This is a genomic window from Vibrio sp. D404a (assembly GCF_030248535.1).
Lineage (GTDB): Bacteria > Pseudomonadota > Gammaproteobacteria > Enterobacterales > Vibrionaceae > Vibrio.
The window spans coordinates 101,447-118,089 of record NZ_JAHGAJ010000024.1 but is presented as its reverse complement, the minus strand read 5'-3'; the positions used below and the strand labels follow the sequence as shown (position 1 = coordinate 118,089).

General features: G+C 47.1%; 18 protein-coding genes. 15 read left to right on the top strand and 3 right to left on the bottom strand.

Going from position 1 to position 16,643, the window contains the following annotated elements; all coding sequences use genetic code 11:
* Nucleotides 1–73: 73 nt before the first annotated feature.
* From frsA to KI655_RS15220, 13 genes are all read left to right on the top strand, one after another.
* On the top strand, nt 74–1,327 hold the full coding sequence (gene frsA / locus KI655_RS15280; protein ID WP_285406778.1) for an esterase FrsA: 1,254 nt from the start codon (nt 74–76) through the stop codon (nt 1,325–1,327).
* A 144-nt stretch (nt 1,328–1,471) separates the two neighbouring features.
* Nucleotides 1,472–1,861, top strand: coding sequence for a sigma factor-binding protein Crl (crl, locus tag KI655_RS15275; RefSeq protein ID WP_285406777.1), 390 nt, complete (start codon nt 1,472–1,474; stop codon nt 1,859–1,861).
* Between the two features lie 122 nt (nt 1,862–1,983).
* Nucleotides 1,984–3,123 (top strand): glutamate 5-kinase, encoded by a 1,140-nt coding sequence (proB, locus tag KI655_RS15270; RefSeq protein ID WP_285406776.1) that lies wholly within the window; start codon nt 1,984–1,986, stop codon nt 3,121–3,123.
* A gap of 134 nt (nt 3,124–3,257) precedes the next feature.
* Complete coding sequence (locus KI655_RS15265; RefSeq protein ID WP_285406775.1) at nt 3,258–4,508, top strand: glutamate-5-semialdehyde dehydrogenase; 1,251 nt, start codon at nt 3,258–3,260, stop codon at nt 4,506–4,508.
* A 126-nt stretch (nt 4,509–4,634) separates the two neighbouring features.
* Nucleotides 4,635–5,084, top strand: a complete 450-nt coding sequence (gene nrdR / locus KI655_RS15260) for a transcriptional regulator NrdR (RefSeq protein ID WP_032551633.1) — start codon at nt 4,635–4,637, stop codon at nt 5,082–5,084.
* A gap of 9 nt (nt 5,085–5,093) precedes the next feature.
* On the top strand, nt 5,094–6,209 hold the full coding sequence (ribD, locus tag KI655_RS15255; protein WP_285406773.1) for a bifunctional diaminohydroxyphosphoribosylaminopyrimidine deaminase/5-amino-6-(5-phosphoribosylamino)uracil reductase RibD: 1,116 nt from the start codon (nt 5,094–5,096) through the stop codon (nt 6,207–6,209).
* A 68-nt stretch (nt 6,210–6,277) separates the two neighbouring features.
* The gene (locus KI655_RS15250; protein WP_285406772.1) at nt 6,278–6,934 is read left to right on the top strand and encodes a riboflavin synthase; all 657 of its coding nucleotides are present in this window, start codon (nt 6,278–6,280) and stop codon (nt 6,932–6,934) included.
* 115 nt (nt 6,935–7,049) lie between these two features.
* Complete coding sequence (gene ribBA, locus KI655_RS15245) at nt 7,050–8,159, top strand: bifunctional 3,4-dihydroxy-2-butanone-4-phosphate synthase/GTP cyclohydrolase II (protein WP_285406771.1); 1,110 nt, start codon at nt 7,050–7,052, stop codon at nt 8,157–8,159.
* A gap of 255 nt (nt 8,160–8,414) precedes the next feature.
* Nucleotides 8,415–8,885 (top strand): 6,7-dimethyl-8-ribityllumazine synthase, encoded by a 471-nt coding sequence (gene ribE, locus KI655_RS15240; RefSeq protein WP_004741508.1) that lies wholly within the window; start codon nt 8,415–8,417, stop codon nt 8,883–8,885.
* Nucleotides 8,885–9,352 (top strand): transcription antitermination factor NusB, encoded by a 468-nt coding sequence (nusB, locus tag KI655_RS15235; protein WP_004734399.1) that lies wholly within the window; start codon nt 8,885–8,887, stop codon nt 9,350–9,352. Before ribE ends, nusB begins: the two co-directional genes overlap by 1 nt.
* A 78-nt stretch (nt 9,353–9,430) precedes the next feature.
* Entirely contained in the window at nt 9,431–10,408 is a 978-nt protein-coding gene (gene thiL, locus KI655_RS15230) for a thiamine-phosphate kinase (RefSeq protein ID WP_285406723.1), read from the top strand.
* Entirely contained in the window at nt 10,405–10,911 is a 507-nt protein-coding gene (pgpA, locus tag KI655_RS15225; RefSeq protein WP_285406720.1) for a phosphatidylglycerophosphatase A, read from the top strand. The genes thiL and pgpA overlap by 4 nt, the downstream gene beginning before the upstream one ends.
* 97 nt (nt 10,912–11,008) lie before the next feature.
* A complete protein-coding gene (locus tag KI655_RS15220) occupies nt 11,009–11,359 on the top strand; it encodes a putative quinol monooxygenase (RefSeq protein WP_285406717.1) in 351 nt (116 codons plus the stop codon).
* 81 nt (nt 11,360–11,440) lie between these two features.
* On the opposite strand, the gene dxs is transcribed toward KI655_RS15220, so the two are convergent.
* Genes dxs through xseB form a run of 3 tightly spaced genes read right to left on the bottom strand, consistent with a single transcriptional unit; the run spans nt 11,441 to nt 14,493 of the window.
* Nucleotides 11,441–13,324: a 1-deoxy-D-xylulose-5-phosphate synthase gene (gene dxs / locus KI655_RS15215; protein WP_285406715.1), complete on the bottom strand. Its 1,884-nt coding sequence runs from the start codon at nt 13,322–13,324 to the stop codon at nt 11,441–11,443.
* Between the two features lie 21 nt (nt 13,325–13,345).
* Nucleotides 13,346–14,230, bottom strand: coding sequence for a (2E,6E)-farnesyl diphosphate synthase (ispA, locus tag KI655_RS15210; protein ID WP_032551644.1), 885 nt, complete (start codon nt 14,228–14,230; stop codon nt 13,346–13,348).
* 20 nt (nt 14,231–14,250) lie between these two features.
* Nucleotides 14,251–14,493 carry an exodeoxyribonuclease VII small subunit gene (xseB, locus tag KI655_RS15205; protein ID WP_032551645.1) on the bottom strand — a complete coding sequence of 81 codons (243 nt, stop codon included), beginning with the start codon at nt 14,491–14,493 and terminating at the stop codon, nt 14,251–14,253.
* Nucleotides 14,494–14,810: 317 nt separating this feature from the next.
* Between xseB and pomA the strand changes: the two genes are divergently transcribed.
* Both pomA and KI655_RS15195 read left to right on the top strand, forming a co-directional pair.
* On the top strand, nt 14,811–15,575 hold the full coding sequence (gene pomA / locus KI655_RS15200) for a flagellar motor protein PomA (protein ID WP_285406712.1): 765 nt from the start codon (nt 14,811–14,813) through the stop codon (nt 15,573–15,575).
* An 11-nt stretch (nt 15,576–15,586) separates the two neighbouring features.
* On the top strand, nt 15,587–16,534 hold the full coding sequence (locus KI655_RS15195) for a flagellar motor protein MotB (protein ID WP_285406711.1): 948 nt from the start codon (nt 15,587–15,589) through the stop codon (nt 16,532–16,534).
* Nucleotides 16,535–16,643 lie beyond the last annotated feature (109 nt).

Genomic DNA, 16,643 nt, shown 5'->3' with positions numbered 1-16,643 from the left:
TTTGAGAAATGACCCTTTATAGGGTCATTTTTTTTTATATCATTACAAGCATCATCCTCGACTGAGAATCCCCATGTCGTTATCTGAAGAAACCAGTAAAAACCTATCTGAAACTCTATTCGTTAAGCATAAACAGGCGAAAGAGACCTCGATGCTGACGCAATATATGCCAAGCTCGATTGACCTACTCGATCAGAAGCGTGAGGAGCAAGACAGCTCTTGGTATCGCAACCTGCGTCGCATGCAATGGGTATGGCAGGGGGTTAATCCAATCGAACAGGAAGCAGTGTTATCACGCATTGCCTCATCGACACACTCTCGCACCACCGATGAGTGGCTAGACACCGTAATGGGTTATCGCGGTGGTAACTGGGCGTACGAGTGGACCAAGCTAGGTATGCAGCACCAAAACCGCGCTAATGATAAGAGTGGTGAAGAGGTCGCTGAAGAGCTGTTCTCTGCTTCTTTGTGTTTTAGCATTGCAGGTTACCCTCATCTTAAAAACGACAACCTAGCGACTCAGGCTCAGGTGTTGGCGAACACGGCTTATGCGGAAGCGATCAAGCATACGAAGTTGGTGGTGAAGCAGCTTGAGATCCCGTATCAAAATCGCAAGATCAAAGCGCACCTGCACCTATCGAGTACCGAGAAACCTCAGCCGGTGGTGATTGTGAGCGCTGGCCTTGATAGCCTGCAAACGGATATGTGGCGTCTGTTTCGTGACTACCTTGCACCAAAGAACATTGCGATGCTAACTGTGGATATGCCGTCGATTGGTCACAGCTCTCATTGGCCGCTAACCGAAGACTCTTCATGTCTACACCAAGCGGTATTGAATGAATTGCCGAATATTCCTTGGGTTGACCACTATAAGGTAGGTCTGTTTGGTTTCCGCTTTGGTGGCAATGCGATGGTGCGCTTGTCTTTCTTAGAACAGCAGAAGATCAAAGCCTGTGTGGCATTAGGCGCACCGATTCATGACATATTTGTCCATACAAATAAGCTCAAGCAGATGCCGAAGATGCACCTTGATGTACTCGCTTCTCGTTTGGGTAAAGGTGCTGTTGATATCAATAGCTTGTCTGGGCAGCTGATGGCTTGGTCACTCAAAGTTCAGGGGCTACTGGCCAACAGTAAGACGCGTGTGCCTATCTTGGCATTGGCATTGGAAGGGGATCCGGTATCACCGCCATCGGATAATCAACTGGTTGCTATTTACAGCGATTACGGCAAGGCGAAGAAAATTAAGTCCAAGTCAATTACACAGGGTTATGAGCAATCCCTCGAATTGGCGATAAAATGGCTTGAGGATGAATTATTTAGATGACATTTCTCCAAAATTAGTTAAGCATGAAAAGTGTACAGATTAAGTACCTGATACTCAGAGAAAATTTATAAAACCCAACTGCGTCGTTTTTACGTATTGCAGTCTGAGTAACGTCATTCTTAACATTGAAAACGGAGATTCAATATGTCAGAAGTGACACAACAACCAACTCATTATCGTTTGCTAAATGTTTTAAAGGCTATTGGCCCATATCTGAGAGAGCCACAATCTGAAGACGGACACTATATCTTCGATTGCTTGTCAGTATGCGTGAATGATAAGAAGTCACCCGAAGAGCGTGAGTTCTGGGGATGGTGGCTAGAATTGGCAAAATCTGAACAAGGCTTTACCGCGAAATACAACATTGGCAAATACAACGTTGAAGGGGAATGGGACGAGCTAGAACTCCCTAAGAAGGCCATTTCTGAGGTAACTCGTACTCAAGAAGCGTTTCACCAAAAGCTCTCTGAGGAGCTGAAAACTAAGTTCGAACTGGAGGTTGAGCTAGACGCAGCTTCTGTCGAATTTGTTTAATTTTAAAGGTTACTCCTCTCTATAAAGTAAAAAGGTGCGATTTCGCACCTTTTCTACTTGTGAATTCCTGTTTTGATTGCTAAAACATCACCTCTTATTTGTTTTATTCATATAAAGACTTCATGACAACTAATCATCAAAGCGGGACAGCAACACAGCCTAAGACTGTGGTTGTTAAACTGGGTACCAGTGTCTTAACTGGTGGTACATTGGCGCTAGACAGAGCTCACATGGTAGAGCTTGTGCGTCAGTGTGCAGAACTTAAAAAACAAGGCCACTCTGTGGTTATGGTTTCGTCTGGCGCAATCGCAGCTGGGCGTGAGCACCTTGGTTACCCCGCACTACCCAACTCAATGGCAAGCAAGCAACTTCTTGCCGCAGTTGGGCAGAGCCAGTTGATTCAAGTGTGGGAGTCTTTGTTTGCTATCTACGGCATCAAGATTGGTCAAATGCTATTGACGCGTGCTGATCTTGATGACCGTGAACGCTTCTTAAACGCACGTGATACCATTAATGCGCTGGTGGATAACGACATTATCCCTATCGTGAACGAGAACGATGCCGTTGCAACCAACGAAATTAAAGTGGGTGATAACGACAACCTATCGGCATTGGTGGGTATCCTGTGTGGTGCGGATAAACTGCTGCTTCTGACGGACCAAAAAGGCCTCTTTACCGCAGATCCTCGCAAAGACCCAAATGCCGAGTTGATCAAAGAGGTCAAGACCATTGATGATACTCTGCGTAAAATCGCAGGTGGCAGTGGTACAACGCTAGGCACGGGTGGTATGGCGACTAAGCTGCAAGCGGCGGATATTGCTCGCCGTGCAGGTATTGAGGTAATCATCGCTGCAGGCAGTGCAGAAAACGTTGTATTTGACTCATTGAGTGAAGAGCCACAAGGCACGCGTTTCTTACCACTTGAAGAGGCATTAGAAAACCGCAAACGCTGGATTCTTGCGGGCCCAGCTTCTGCCGGCGACATCGTAGTCGATGATGGTGCAGTTAACGCAGTCAACACCAAAGGCAGCAGCCTACTGGCAAAAGGTGTGATTCAAGTACGCGGTGAGTTTTCCCGTGGTGAAGTCACCCAAGTGACCAACAACAAAGGTAAAGTGATTGCTCGCGGCATCGCAAGCTACTCAAGCCAAGACTTGGCGAAGATTGCGGGCAAACACAGTAAAGATATTGGAGAAATCCTGGGCTATGACTACGGCTCGGAAGTCATTCACCGTGATGACATGGTTGTTATCCAAGAGTAACTGACCACCCAAGTGTAGTGCGCATACGTTGAGTATGAGATATCGATGAATAGCTGCCGACTAAAGGTGGCTATTTGATTAAATAGCGCACCCAGAATTTCAGATAGACAGACAGAATTAAGGGAGAGTTAAACGTGGATTTAACTAACATGGGTATCGCAGCAAAAGAGGCTGCTTTTCACCTAGCAACAGCATCAACAGCGCAGAAGAACAAAGCGCTATCTATCATTGCAGATGAGCTAGAAGCCAATGCAGCAACTATCCTTGAAGCGAATGCAAAAGATATCGAATTGGGCCGTGAAGCGGGTTTAACAGAAGCACTGCTTGACCGCCTACTTCTAAACGAAGAGCGTTTAACAGGCATCGCCAATGATGTACGTAACGTCATCAGCCTAAATGACCCTGTCGGTAGCGAAATCGACAGCAAAGTACTAGAAAACGGCATGTCGCTTTCTCGCCGTCGCGTACCACTGGGTGTGGTTGGTGTTATCTACGAAGCACGTCCAAACGTGACTATCGATATCGCAGCTCTGTGTCTTAAAACCGGTAACGCAAGCATTCTGCGTGGCGGTAAAGAGACGTTTTTCTCAAACATGGAGCTGGTTAAAGTTATCCAATCTGCGCTAGAAAAAGCAGAGCTACCAGCAGCTTCAGTTCAGTACATTGAAAAGCCAGATCGTGAGCTTGTTTCTCAACTGCTTAAGCTAGATGAGTACGTAGACATGATTATTCCACGTGGTGGCGCAGGCCTACACAAAATGTGTAAAGAGAACAGCACCATCCCTGTGATCATCGGTGGCTTCGGTATTAGCCATATCTTTGTCGACGAGTCAGCGGATCTAGAGAAATCTGTCAATGTGGTTGAGAACTCAAAGGTTCAGCGTCCATCAGCATGTAACTCACTAGATACTCTGCTTGTTCATGAGGCGGTCGCTGAGGCGTTCCTTGGCAAGCTTAAAACACGCCTTGCAGGAAAAGTGACGCTGGTGGCAGACTCAAGTGCTAAAGCGCTACTGGCGGATTTTGCAGATGTGCGTGATGCCGGTGAAGATGATTTTGATACGGAATGGCTAAGCTATACGCTAGGTGTGAAAGTGGTAGCGGATGTAGCGCAAGCCATCGATCACATGCGCATTCACAACGCGAGCCACTCAGATGCGATCATGACCAACAGCCTAGAAAGCTCTGAGCGTTTTATTAACTCAGTAGGCTCTGCGGCGGTTTACGTGAACGCATCTACACGCTTTACTGATGGCGCTCAGTTTGGTCTGGGCGCAGAGGTTGCGGTATCAACGCAAAAGCTGCATGCACGTGGTCCTATGGGACTTGAAGAGCTAACCAGCTACAAGTGGGTTGGTAAAGCGAACTACTTGGTTCGCAGCTAAGGATGAATGTGAACGTTGGTGCGTCATAATCAACGAATAACCACATAAAAGGGCCTTAATTGGCCCTTTTTCTTTCCTTACGTTTGGCAATTCCGTTACACTGACAATCAATTATTTGGAGGTGATATGCATTGTCCTTTTTGTTCAGAGAACGACACGAAAGTAATCGATTCAAGGCTAGTAGCTGACGGGCATCAAGTTCGTCGTCGCCGTCAATGCCTGGCATGCAGTGAGCGTTTTACGACATTCGAATCGGCTGAGCTTGTTATGCCAAAAGTGATCAAGTCGAATGGCAACCGTGAACCATTTAACGAAGATAAAATGGTCGGTGGTGTGCAACGTGCATTAGAAAAACGCCCAGTGAGCGCTGATGCCATTGAGTTGGCGATCAGTACCATCAAATCTCAACTGCGCGCAACTGGCGAGCGTGAGGTACCAACCGAGATGATTGGTAACCTTGTGATGGACCAACTGAAAGAGCTCGATAAAGTCGCGTACATTCGTTTTGCCTCTGTGTACCGTAGCTTCGAAGATATCCGAGAGTTTGGCGAAGAGATTGCCAAGCTAGAGGACTAATCCCAACACATGTCAGAATTTACTCCCTTAGATTTTCAAATGATGTCGCGTGCCATGCAATTGGCGAAGCGCGGCATCTATACTACTGCTCCTAACCCTAATGTCGGCTGTGTGATTGCTCATGGCGACAACATCGTTGGTGAAGGCTTCCATGCTAAAGCGGGCGAAGCCCACGCGGAAGTTCATGCCATGAGAATGGCTGGCGACAAAGCCAAAGGCGCGACTGCTTATGTCACACTAGAGCCGTGTTCTCATTACGGCCGCACGCCTCCTTGTGCTGAAGGGCTGATTAAGGCTCAGGTTGCGAAAGTGATTTGTGCAATGGAAGACCCAAACCCTAAGGTCGCAGGTCGTGGTATCAAAATGCTTCGCGATGCGGGTATTGAGGTGCAGATTGGGCTGCTAGAGCAAGATGCATTGGCGTTAAACCCAGCCTTCATTAAGCGTATGCAAACGGGGCAGCCATTCGTTCAATTGAAGATGGCCGCTAGCCTAGATGGTCAAACCGCATTGAGCAATGGACAGAGTCAGTGGATCACTTCGCCACACGCGCGTCGTGATGTTCAACATTATCGCGCCAAAGCGGGAGCGGTATTATCGACCAGCCAAACGGTTATCGAAGACAACGCGTCACTCAATGTACGTTGGGATGAACTGCCTCAAGCCATCAAAGCTTGCTACCCTCAATCAGCGCTGCGCCAACCTGCGCGTGTGATTCTCGATCGACAAGCAAAACTGCTTCAAACTGCGAATCAAGCTCTCAAGTTGTATCAATCTGAAGCGCCAGTCCTACGTGTTGCGGAATCTGCAGCCGAGATAGAGGTGCCACTCAATGGTGAAGGTCAACTGGATATTAAGCAGTTAATTCACGATCTCCCAGCGCACCATATTGACCATATTTGGGTGGAAGCTGGGGCAACATTAGCCAAGAGTTTGATTGAGAATCAGTTGGTTGACGAGCTAATCTTATACTTAGCACCTAAACTAATGGGCAGTGATGGCCGCGGTTTAATGGGTGCGTTGGGCTTAAGCTCAATGGATGACGTGATCGATTTGACGATCAAAGATGTACGTATGGTAGGACCTGACATTCGTATTGTCGCCCAGCCAGTATGGAAATCCTAATCCGCGATAGTTATATCTATAGTAATTTAACTGCTTGATGAAAAAGCAGAAAGAACAAGAGTTTTAGAATGTTTACAGGAATTGTAGAAGCCGTAGGTACCCTAAGTGCGATCACGCCACGTGGTGAAGATATTACGGTAACCGTGAATGTCGGCAAGCTGGATATGTCTGATGTACAACTTGGAGACAGTATCGCCACCAATGGTGTGTGTTTAACTGTGGTTGAATTCAACGACAACAGCTACAGCGCAGACTTATCACTGGAAACTCTGAAAAAGACCGGCTTTATCGACTATCAAGCGGGCGATAAAGTAAACCTTGAGAAAGCAATGCTGCCGACCACGCGTTTCGGTGGACATATTGTGTCTGGTCACGTAGATGGCGTGGGTGAGATTGTCGAGCGCAATCAAGTCGGTCGTGCCATTGAGTTTTGGGTCGAGATGCCTGCTGAAATCTCTAAGTATGTTGCTCAGAAAGGCTCAATCACAGTTGACGGTATTAGCTTAACGGTCAATGACTTGCGCAAGAATGCCTTCAAGCTAACGATTGTTCCGCACACCTCTTCAGAGACGACCATTGACCAATTTAATGTGGGTCGTAAGGTGAACTTAGAAGTTGATGTGCTAGCTCGCTACATGGAACGTCTACTGCAAGGTCAGCAAGAAGAGTCGAAGCCAGAGTCTCGTCTGACAATGGAATTTTTACAGCAAAATGGTTTTGCCTAACCGTTATTACCCTAACTGTGCTCACACAGTGTAATCGCGAACAGTTAAGCAATATCAATCAGGTTTAAACAGTGTCGGTTCTTGGAAGCAGAACCATTTCAAAGGATATAGAATAATGCCAATTAGTACTCCTCAAGAAATTATTGAAGACATTCGCCTAGGAAAGATGGTTATCCTGATGGATGATGAAGATCGCGAGAACGAAGGCGATCTGATCATGGCGGCAGAGCATGTAACGCCAGAGGCGATCAACTTCATGGCGATGTTCGGCCGTGGCTTGATCTGTCTGACTTTGACTAAAGAGCGTTCGAGCCGTTTAGGCCTAGCGCCAATGGTGCAAGACAATAACGCGCAATACACCACCAACTTTACGGTGTCTATTGAAGCGGCAGAGGGTGTGACGACGGGTATTTCAGCATCTGACCGTGCGGTGACAGTGCAAGCTGCCGTTGCCAAAGAAGCGAAAGCGGCTGACTTGGTTCAACCTGGTCACATCTTCCCGTTAACAGCACAAGAAGGCGGTGTTCTAACTCGCGCAGGTCACACGGAAGCGGGTTGTGATTTAGCTCGTTTAGCAGGTTGTGAGCCAGCATCGGTTATCGTTGAGATCCTAAACGACGACGGCACCATGGCACGTCGCCCAGACCTTGAAGTGTTTGCTGAAAAGCACGACATCAAGCTTGGTACGATTGCTGATCTTATCGAATACCGTAACAACACGGAAACAACGATTGAGCGTGTTGCTCAGTGTCATCTACCGACTGAATTTGGTGACTTTGAGCTTGTTACGTACCGTGACACTATCGACAACCAAATCCATTACGCAATGCAGAAAGGCGACCTTACAGGCACTGCGCCACTGGTTCGCGTTCATCTGCACGACACCTTCACAGATCTGCTTCATTCAGATCGTGGCACCGAGCGCAGTTGGTCTCTCGACAAAGCGATGAAGCGTATTGGTGAAGAGGGCGGTGTTTTGGTTATTCTTGGTAACGAGGAGTCTTCAGATTCTTTGATTCACAAAGTGAAGACCTTCGAAGCACAAGACAAGAATGAACAGCCAACCATGGCTAAGAAGCAGGGAACGTCACGCCGTGTTGGTGTTGGTTCTCAGATTCTACAAGACCTAGGTGTTCAAGACATGCGTTTACTCTCTTCAAGCTCTAAACGCTACCATGCGCTTGGTGGCTTTGGTTTGAATGTGGTTGAGTACGTGTGTAACTAAGGCCGTTCTGCAGTAGAACTGTCAACAGATGTTATTGGTGAGACAACCCTAATTGATAGGTAAGCATTAAGCAGAGAGCACAAGATTGCATAGTGAACTCTCTGCCTTTTGACCCTTATCAGCATAGGAATCGTTTTGTACTCACCGCTTTATCTCCCCGGTGTTAGCTCAACTAAATTAGCATTAGATATTGCTCACAGTTTTGTGCTAGAATCCGGCGATTCTCACTTGATGAAAATAGTTAAAGGAAGGCTTATGAAAGTGATCGAGGGTGGCTTCCCAGCGCCAAATGCAAAAATTGCTATCGTTATTGCTCGTTTCAACAGTTTTATTAACGAAAGTTTACTTTCTGGTGCAATCGATACTTTAAAACGTCACGGACAAGTTAGCGAAGACAACATCACTGTTGTTCGTTGTCCAGGTGCAGTTGAACTTCCACTTGTAGCGCAGCGCGTTGCAAAAACTGGCAAGTTCGACGCGATTGTATCTCTAGGTACAGTAATTCGTGGCGGTACGCCTCATTTTGACTATGTTTGTAGTGAATGTAATAAAGGTTTGGCGCAAGTGTCTCTGGAATACTCTCTTCCAGTTGCATTCGGCGTACTAACTGTTGATACGATCGATCAAGCTATTGAACGCGCAGGAACCAAGGCTGGTAATAAAGGTGCAGAAGCTGCACTAAGCGCACTTGAGATGATCAACGTTCTTTCTGAAATCGATTCCTAATGGGGGCCAGTGTGAAACCAGCCGCACGTCGTAACGCACGTCAATTTGCTCTACAAGCAATTTATTCTTGGCAAATTACTAAAGAAAATATTGCTACCGTTGAAGAACAGTTCTTATCTGGTGGTAAGTATGATGAAGAAGAGCATCACGCAGCTGAGCCTGCGCTTGCTATGCCAGAAACAGACGTTGCATACTTCCGCGACCTGCTAACTGGTGTTGCTCTAAGCCACATGGAACTAGACAGCAAACTTCGTCCATTCGTATCTCGCCCAATGCAAGATCTGGACTTGATGGAACTTGCTCTTCTACGTTTAGCTATGTACGAGATGACTCGTCGCGAAGATGTACCATACAAAGTGGTTATCAACGAAGCTATCGAGCTAGCAAAAGTGTTTGCTGCAGAAGACAGCCATAAGTTTGTAAACGGTGTGCTTGATAAAGCAGCGCCGCACGTACGTAAGAAGTAATCGTTACGTATATTGAATCTAAAGGTCAGCTTTCATGCTGGCCTTTTTTGTTAGTCAAACCCAAAGATGGGGCATGTGATGTCTGGTGAGTTCAACCTGATTGATAAATACTTTGTAAACCGACAACCTCAACGCAAGGATGTACACCTTGCTGCCGGTGATGATTGTGCCTTGGTTAAGCCACCAAGTAACGTCGAAATTGCCATCAGTACCGACACCTTGGTTGCCGGTACCCACTTCTTAGCCGATGCCGATCCTGCTTGGGTGGCGCATAAGGCACTTGCATCAAACATTAGTGATTTAGCTGCCATGGGTGCAACCCCTGCTTGGGTTTCTTTCGCGCTGACCATGCCTGAGGTTGATGAAGAGTGGTTGGCCCCTTTCTGTGACTCCTTCTTTAAGCTTGCGGATTACTTTGGTATTCAACTAATCGGCGGCGACACCACTAAAGGCCCTTTGAGCCTGACGCTAACGGTGCAAGGCTTCGTACCTGAAGGCAAAGCGCTTCGTAGAGATGGCGCCAAGGTAGGTGATTGGATTTACGTGACAGGTAACCTAGGTGATAGCAAGGCTGGGCTAGAGGTGATACTCGATCTAGAAACCAATAAAGCGAAACCTTATGCGAAAGAGCTTGAAGAGAGACACTACATCAGCACTCCGAGAGTGTTAGCGGGTCAAGCGCTTGTGAACCTTGCTTCATCGGCCATTGATATCTCTGATGGTGTGATTGCGGATTTGAATCATATCTTGAAGCGTTCGCAGGTTGGCGCAAGTATTGATGTGAGTGCATTGCCTATTTCTCAAGAGTTACGCCAGTTCGCATCTGATATTTCAGCAGCGCAACACTATGCATTGACCAGTGGGGAAGAGTACGAACTCTGCTTTACCGTAGCAGAAGAAAATAAGGGTTCACTGGAAAGTGCTTTGTCACATACTGGAACAAAAGTTACCTGCATTGGTCAAATAAGACCTGTAGAATTCTTTGAATTACATAACAATGGCAAGCCACTAAGCTGGGACTTAAGTGGATATGATCACTTTAAGGTAAACGGATGACAAACCCTCTTTCTCTTATCTCTCTCAAAAACCCTTGGCACTTCCTTGCAACTGGTTTTGGCAGTGGACTTTCACCAATCGTACCGGGCACCATGGGTACCTTAGCCTCTATTCCGTTGTACCTGCTTCTTGTGCAGTTACCATTTCCAATGTATGTCGTGGCGGTTGTTCTTAGCTGCATCATTGGCGTGAAGATCTGTCAGGTAACGTCTGATGATATGGGTGTTCACGATCATGGCTCTATCGTTTGGGATGAGTTTGCGGGCTTTTGGATCACCATGGGCCTAGTCCCTCTATTACAGATCCCGACCGATGAATGGAAATGGCTATTGACAGGTTTCGTGCTGTTCCGCTTTTTCGATATGGTAAAACCGTGGCCAATTGGTTGGTTGGATAAGCGAATTCATGGCGGCCTGGGGATCATGATTGATGATATCGTTGCAGGTTTCATGGCTGGTATTGCACTGTATGCAGTAGGGCATTTTGCAGGTTGGTTGGCGTAACCGTTTACCGCCTTGCAGATAATATTAGTTGGTAAGCCAAGCTCTTATGTCAGTTGCAACAGAGCTTGGTCAAAATAGTAGAAAACAAGGAATAATAATGTCGAAGAAGGTTTACTGTATTGCTCAGTTTCAGCCAAAAGAAGGCAAACTGAACGAGCTATTCGAGGTGCTAAAAGCACTAGAGCCAAACACCATGCGTGAAGATGGTTGTATTCAATACACAGTGACTCGTCACCTACAGAGCCCGTTTGCCGAAGGCGAGAGCTACCCAATCGCATTCAACGAGATCTGGGCTGACAACGAAGCGTTTGAAGCGCACTGCCAACGCCGTGAGATTCAGGCATTCTTCCAAGAGCAGTGTGTAGAAGAGACTGGCCTAGTTGAGAAGTTCAATGTGTGTATCTACACCGATGAACCAGAAAACTACGACGCACCTGTACTGAAGTAAGCTTATCGCTTGCAACAGACTTAGGTAATAAAAAAGGTTGACCATATGGCCAACCTTTTTTGTATCTAGAGCAATGCTTGCTTATTTAGCGAGGTAATCCTTGATTGCCTTTTCAATGCCTTTCGCATCTAAGCCAAGTTCTTCGTGCAGCTCGCCTTGTGTGCCTTGAGCAATGAACTTGTCTGGTAGACCAAGGTTCAATACTGGCATTGGCAGTTTCGCTTGCATCAAGAACTCTACTACACCTGCACCTGCACCACCGGCAATCGCATTTTCTTCAATCGTCACGAGTACGTCGTGGTCAGCCGCTAACTGTTTGATTAGGTCTTCATCCAGTGGCTTAACAAAGCGCATATCAGCAACGGTTGCATCCAGTGCGTCTGCCGCTTGCAGTGCATTTTCAAGGAAAGTACCAAAGCTTAGAATCGCAACTTTAGCACCATCTTTAGCTTGTTTGCTTTCGCGAACCACACGACCTTTACCAATCTCAAGTGCCGTAAATTCGCTTTCAATCTCTGTCCCCATGCCATTACCACGTGGGTAACGAACCGCACTTGGACCATTGTGCTGGTGGCCAGTGTAAAGCATTTGGCGACATTCGTTTTCATCGCTTGGTGCCATGATCACCATGTTCGGGATACAGCGCATGAAGCTTAAATCGAACGCACCTTGGTGAGTTTGACCATCGGCACCCACAAGACCAGCACGGTCAATGGCGAACATCACAGGTAAATCCATGATAGCCACATCGTGGATCAGTTGGTCGTAACCGCGTTGTAGGAAGGTAGAGTAGATAGCAACAATCGGTTTGTTGCCCGCAATTGCCATACCCGTCGCTAGCGTCACAGCGTGCTGCTCAGCGATCGCTACGTCAAAGTACTGTTCAGGGTACTCTTTCGAGAAGCGCACCATGCCAGAGCCTTCGCGCATTGCTGGCGTGATTGCCATCAGCTTAGGATCTTGCGCGGCCATATCACACAGGAAGTCACCGAAGATCTTAGAGAAAGTCGGCTTAGCACTGGTGCTCTTTGGCAGGCTAGAGTGTGCAGGATCGAACTTAGGTACACCGTGGTAGCCAATCGGATCTTTCTCAGCTGGCTCGTAGCCTTTGCCTTTCTTAGTCATGATGTGCAGGAACTGAGGACCTTTTAGATCTCTCATGTTCTTAAGCGTTTTGATTAGCTCGTTAACATCGTGGCCATCAACTGGGCCGATGTAGTTGAAGCCAAGCTCTTCAAACATGGTTCCTGGAATTACCATGCCTTTAAGGTGTTCTTCAGTACGACGCACTAGCTCTTTAATCGGCGGAACGCCAGATAGCACTTTCTTGCCACCTTCACGAATTGACGTGTAAAGATTGCCAGAAAGAACCTGAGCTAAGTGATTGTTCAATGCACCCACGTTTTCAGAGATCGACATTTCGTTATCGTTAAGGATAACCAGCATGTCGTTGTGAACATCACCGGCGTGGTTCATGGCTTCGAATGCCATACCAGCAGTGATCGCACCATCACCAATCACGCTCACGACCTTACGATCTTTGCCCTCTTTTTTAGCACTGATTGCCATACCAAGAGCGGCACTGATAGATGTCGATGAGTGACCAACAGAAAGGGTGTCGTACTCGCTCTCTTCACGCCAAGGGAAAGGGTGTAAGCCGTCTTTCTGGCGAATAGTCGATAGGCGATCACGTCGACCTGTTAGAATTTTATGTGGGTAAGCCTGATGGCCCACATCCCAAACCAACTGATCGAAAGGGGTGTTGTATACATAGTGTAAAGCAACCGTCAGTTCCACCGTACCTAGGCCTGATGCCAAGTGACCGCTTGACTGGCTCACAGAGTTCAAGAGGTAGGTACGTAGCTCATCACAGAGCTGTGGAAGCGTCTCTTTTGGTAAAAGACGCAAATCCTCTGGCTTGTCAGCCAAAGCAAGAGTTGGGTACTTTGAAATATCAAGAGTCATAGGTAATGCGCGCTTATAGTCTTAGTTCTTGCGCTCGATGACATATCGGGCGAACTCTTCGAGTAACTGGGTATTGTATGGGATTGCGTCTAAAGCTTGAAGCGCTTCGTTCAATAGAGTTTGAGCTTTTTCTTGAGCGCCGTCCAATCCTAACAAAGAAGGGTAGGTGCTTTTGTTCAGTTCTTCATCAGAACCCTGTGGTTTACCAAGCGTCTCGGTATCACTGATGATATCGAGAATGTCGTCTTGAACCTGAAAAGCTAAACCAATCGCATCGGCAAATTTATCAAGCTGCGGCAGCACCTCGAAGGCTTTCTCGCCAGCGGCCAATGCACCTAAACGAATGGCACACTTCATCAATGCACCCGTTTTATTGCGATGGACTTCTTCCAGTTCTTGCAGCGAAATAGTGCGGTTTTCCGCTTCTAAATCGAGTGCTTGTCCAATGCACATACCTTGAGCACCAGAGGCTTCAGCTAGGCGTTGAATCATACGTACGCGGTTACTCTCTCCAGCAGCACTTAATGTGCCTTCTGCAAGTATAGTAAAGGCCAGCGTTTGTAGTGCATCACCGGTAAGAATAGCCGTGGCTTCGTCAAATTTAATGTGACAGGTTTGATGACCGCGACGCAGTTCGTCGTCGTCCATTGCGGGTAGGTCATCGTGAATTAATGAGTAGGCATGGATACACTCAATCGCTGATGCTGGTGTGTCTAGCTCTTCAGCGCTGCAACCAAGCATTTCCCCTGTGATGTAGACAAGAAATGGACGTGCGCGTTTTCCACCTAGCAGTAAGCCATAACGCATAGCCTTGATTAGGTTTTGGTTTTGATGTGGAAGGCGATCAAGCCATTGGTTTAACTGCTCGTTATTACGTGCTTGATAAGACGTTAAAGTCTCAATCATAGGGGATCTCATACTATTCGTTATTCTGGTTGTGGGTTGAAGTCACTTAGCTCAGCATCTTCGTCGTTTTGAAGAAGGATGCTTACGCGCTGTTCCGCGTCGTTTAGTTTGCTTTGACCTGCACGAGCTAGTGCAATTCCACGCTCGAATTTCTTCAGCGCATCATCTAAAGCTAGATCACCATTTTCGAGTTGATCAACTAAGCCATCAAGCTCTTCAATTGCGGCTTCAAAGCTCATATTTTCCGGTTTCTTAGTCGCCATAATAGTTCTGCGTTTGGAAAGATGAACGAACGTTACCCTAGGGCGTAGAGATGGTCAAATGTAACCAATAAAATTTGCTAGAAAGTTTGTTTTATCGGGCGCTTGGCGGGCATTTATGACGCACTTGATAAAACCATGGTTCGAGAAGCCTCACTTCCCTTGGGTCTACTTTTAATGCGCTGTTATTCATAAGTCTTAATGTTATTGAGACGCAAAAGTGTGATACTTAGGCCAAGAATTTTCTAAAAGATCTTATAGTCTTGCCGATAAGAAGATTATTCTCGAGGTAGAACAAGAAAAAGCATGAGGAGTGCTCAGTGGATTTAGCAACCCTAATAGGTTTAATTGGTGGATTTGCCTTCGTGATCATGGCAATGATCTTGGGCGGAAGCCTTGGGATGTTCTATGACACGACTTCGATCTTGATCGTGGTTGGTGGCTCAACCTTTGTGGTCTTGATGAAGTTCACAATGGGGCAGTTCTTTGGTGCCGCAAAAATTGCGGGCAAAGCCTTTATGTTTAAAGCCGATGAGCCAGAAGATCTTATCGCAAAAGTGGTTGAGATGGCGGATGCGGCACGTAAAGGTGGCTTCCTTGCACTCGAAGAGATGGAAATCAATAACAGCTTCATGCAGAAGGGTATCGACCTGTTGGTGGATGGTCACGATGCCGACGTCGTAAGAGCGGCACTGCAGAAAGATATCGCCTTGACGGACGAACGTCATGAACAGGGTGGTAAGGTATTCAGCGCGTTTGGTGATGTATCACCGGCGATGGGTATGATCGGTACGCTGGTTGGTCTGGTAGCGATGCTTTCGAACATGGATGATCCAAAAGCGATCGGTCCTGCGATGGCGGTAGCACTCTTAACCACGCTTTACGGTGCGATCCTATCGAACATGGTGTTCTTCCCAATTGCTGACAAACTGGCACTGCGCCGTGAACAAGAAACGCTAAACCGCCGCCTTGTGATGGATGGTGTATTGGCGATTCAAGATGGTCAAAACCCACGTGTTATCGATGGCTACCTGAAGAACTACCTCAATGAGGGCAAACGTCTTCTCGATGGCGAAGCCGATTAAGGAGCTCGGTAATGGAAGAAGAAATTCCCTGTAAATGTCCGCCCCCCGGCTTACCTTTATGGATGGGTACCTTTGCTGACTTGATGTCGCTGCTGATGTGTTTCTTCGTACTGCTGCTCTCTTTCTCTGAGATGGATGTACTGAAGTTTAAGCAGATCGCTGGCTCGATGAAGTTTGCCTTTGGTGTTCAAAACCGTTTAGAGGTTAAAGACATTCCCAAGGGCACCAGTATTATCGCGCAAGAGTTTCGTCCGGGTCGCCCAGAGCCGACACCGATTGATGTCATCATGCAGCAGACCATCGATATTACTCAGCAAACGCTTGAGTTTCATGAGGGTGAGTCTGATCGTGCTGGCGGTACCATGCGTGACCAAGGCAAGATGACCGGAGGCAAGTCGCCAGAGGTTTCGACTCACGATAATCAAAACTCCGAGTCAGAGCAGCAACAACAGCAGTCTGAAGCGCAATCTCAAGAGATGGAAACCTTGATGGAGAGCATCAAGAAAGCCTTGGAGCGTGAGATTGACCAAGGTGCTATCGAGGTTGAGAACCTAGGTCAGCAGATTGTGATTCGAATTCGTGAGAAGGGAGCTTTCCCTGAAGGTTCTGCATTCTTACAACCTAAATTCCGTCCGTTGGTAAGACAGGTAGCAGAATTGGTGAAAGATGTGCCGGGTATTGTGCGTATCTCAGGACACACCGATAACCAACGTCTTGATTCAGAGCTGTACCGCTCTAACTGGGATCTCTCTTCTCAGCGTGCGGTGTCGGTTGCTCAAGAGATGGAGAAGGTTAGAGGATTCTCACACCAGAGACTGCGTGTTCGCGGTATGGCAGACACGGAGCCGTTGGAGCCAAACGATACAGATTGGCAGAGAAGTCTGAACCGTCGCGTTGAGATAAGCATCATGCAGGGTGAGCCACTCTACAGTGATGAAGTCCCAGTCGTGACCGAATAAACACACTTCAATATCTAAGCCCGAATTGAAAGCCTGAATCCAAAGCCTGAGTTATAGCGACTCGGGCTTTTTTGTGGAAAAACTAAACCTTTCGTTGTGTTTGTCAGTA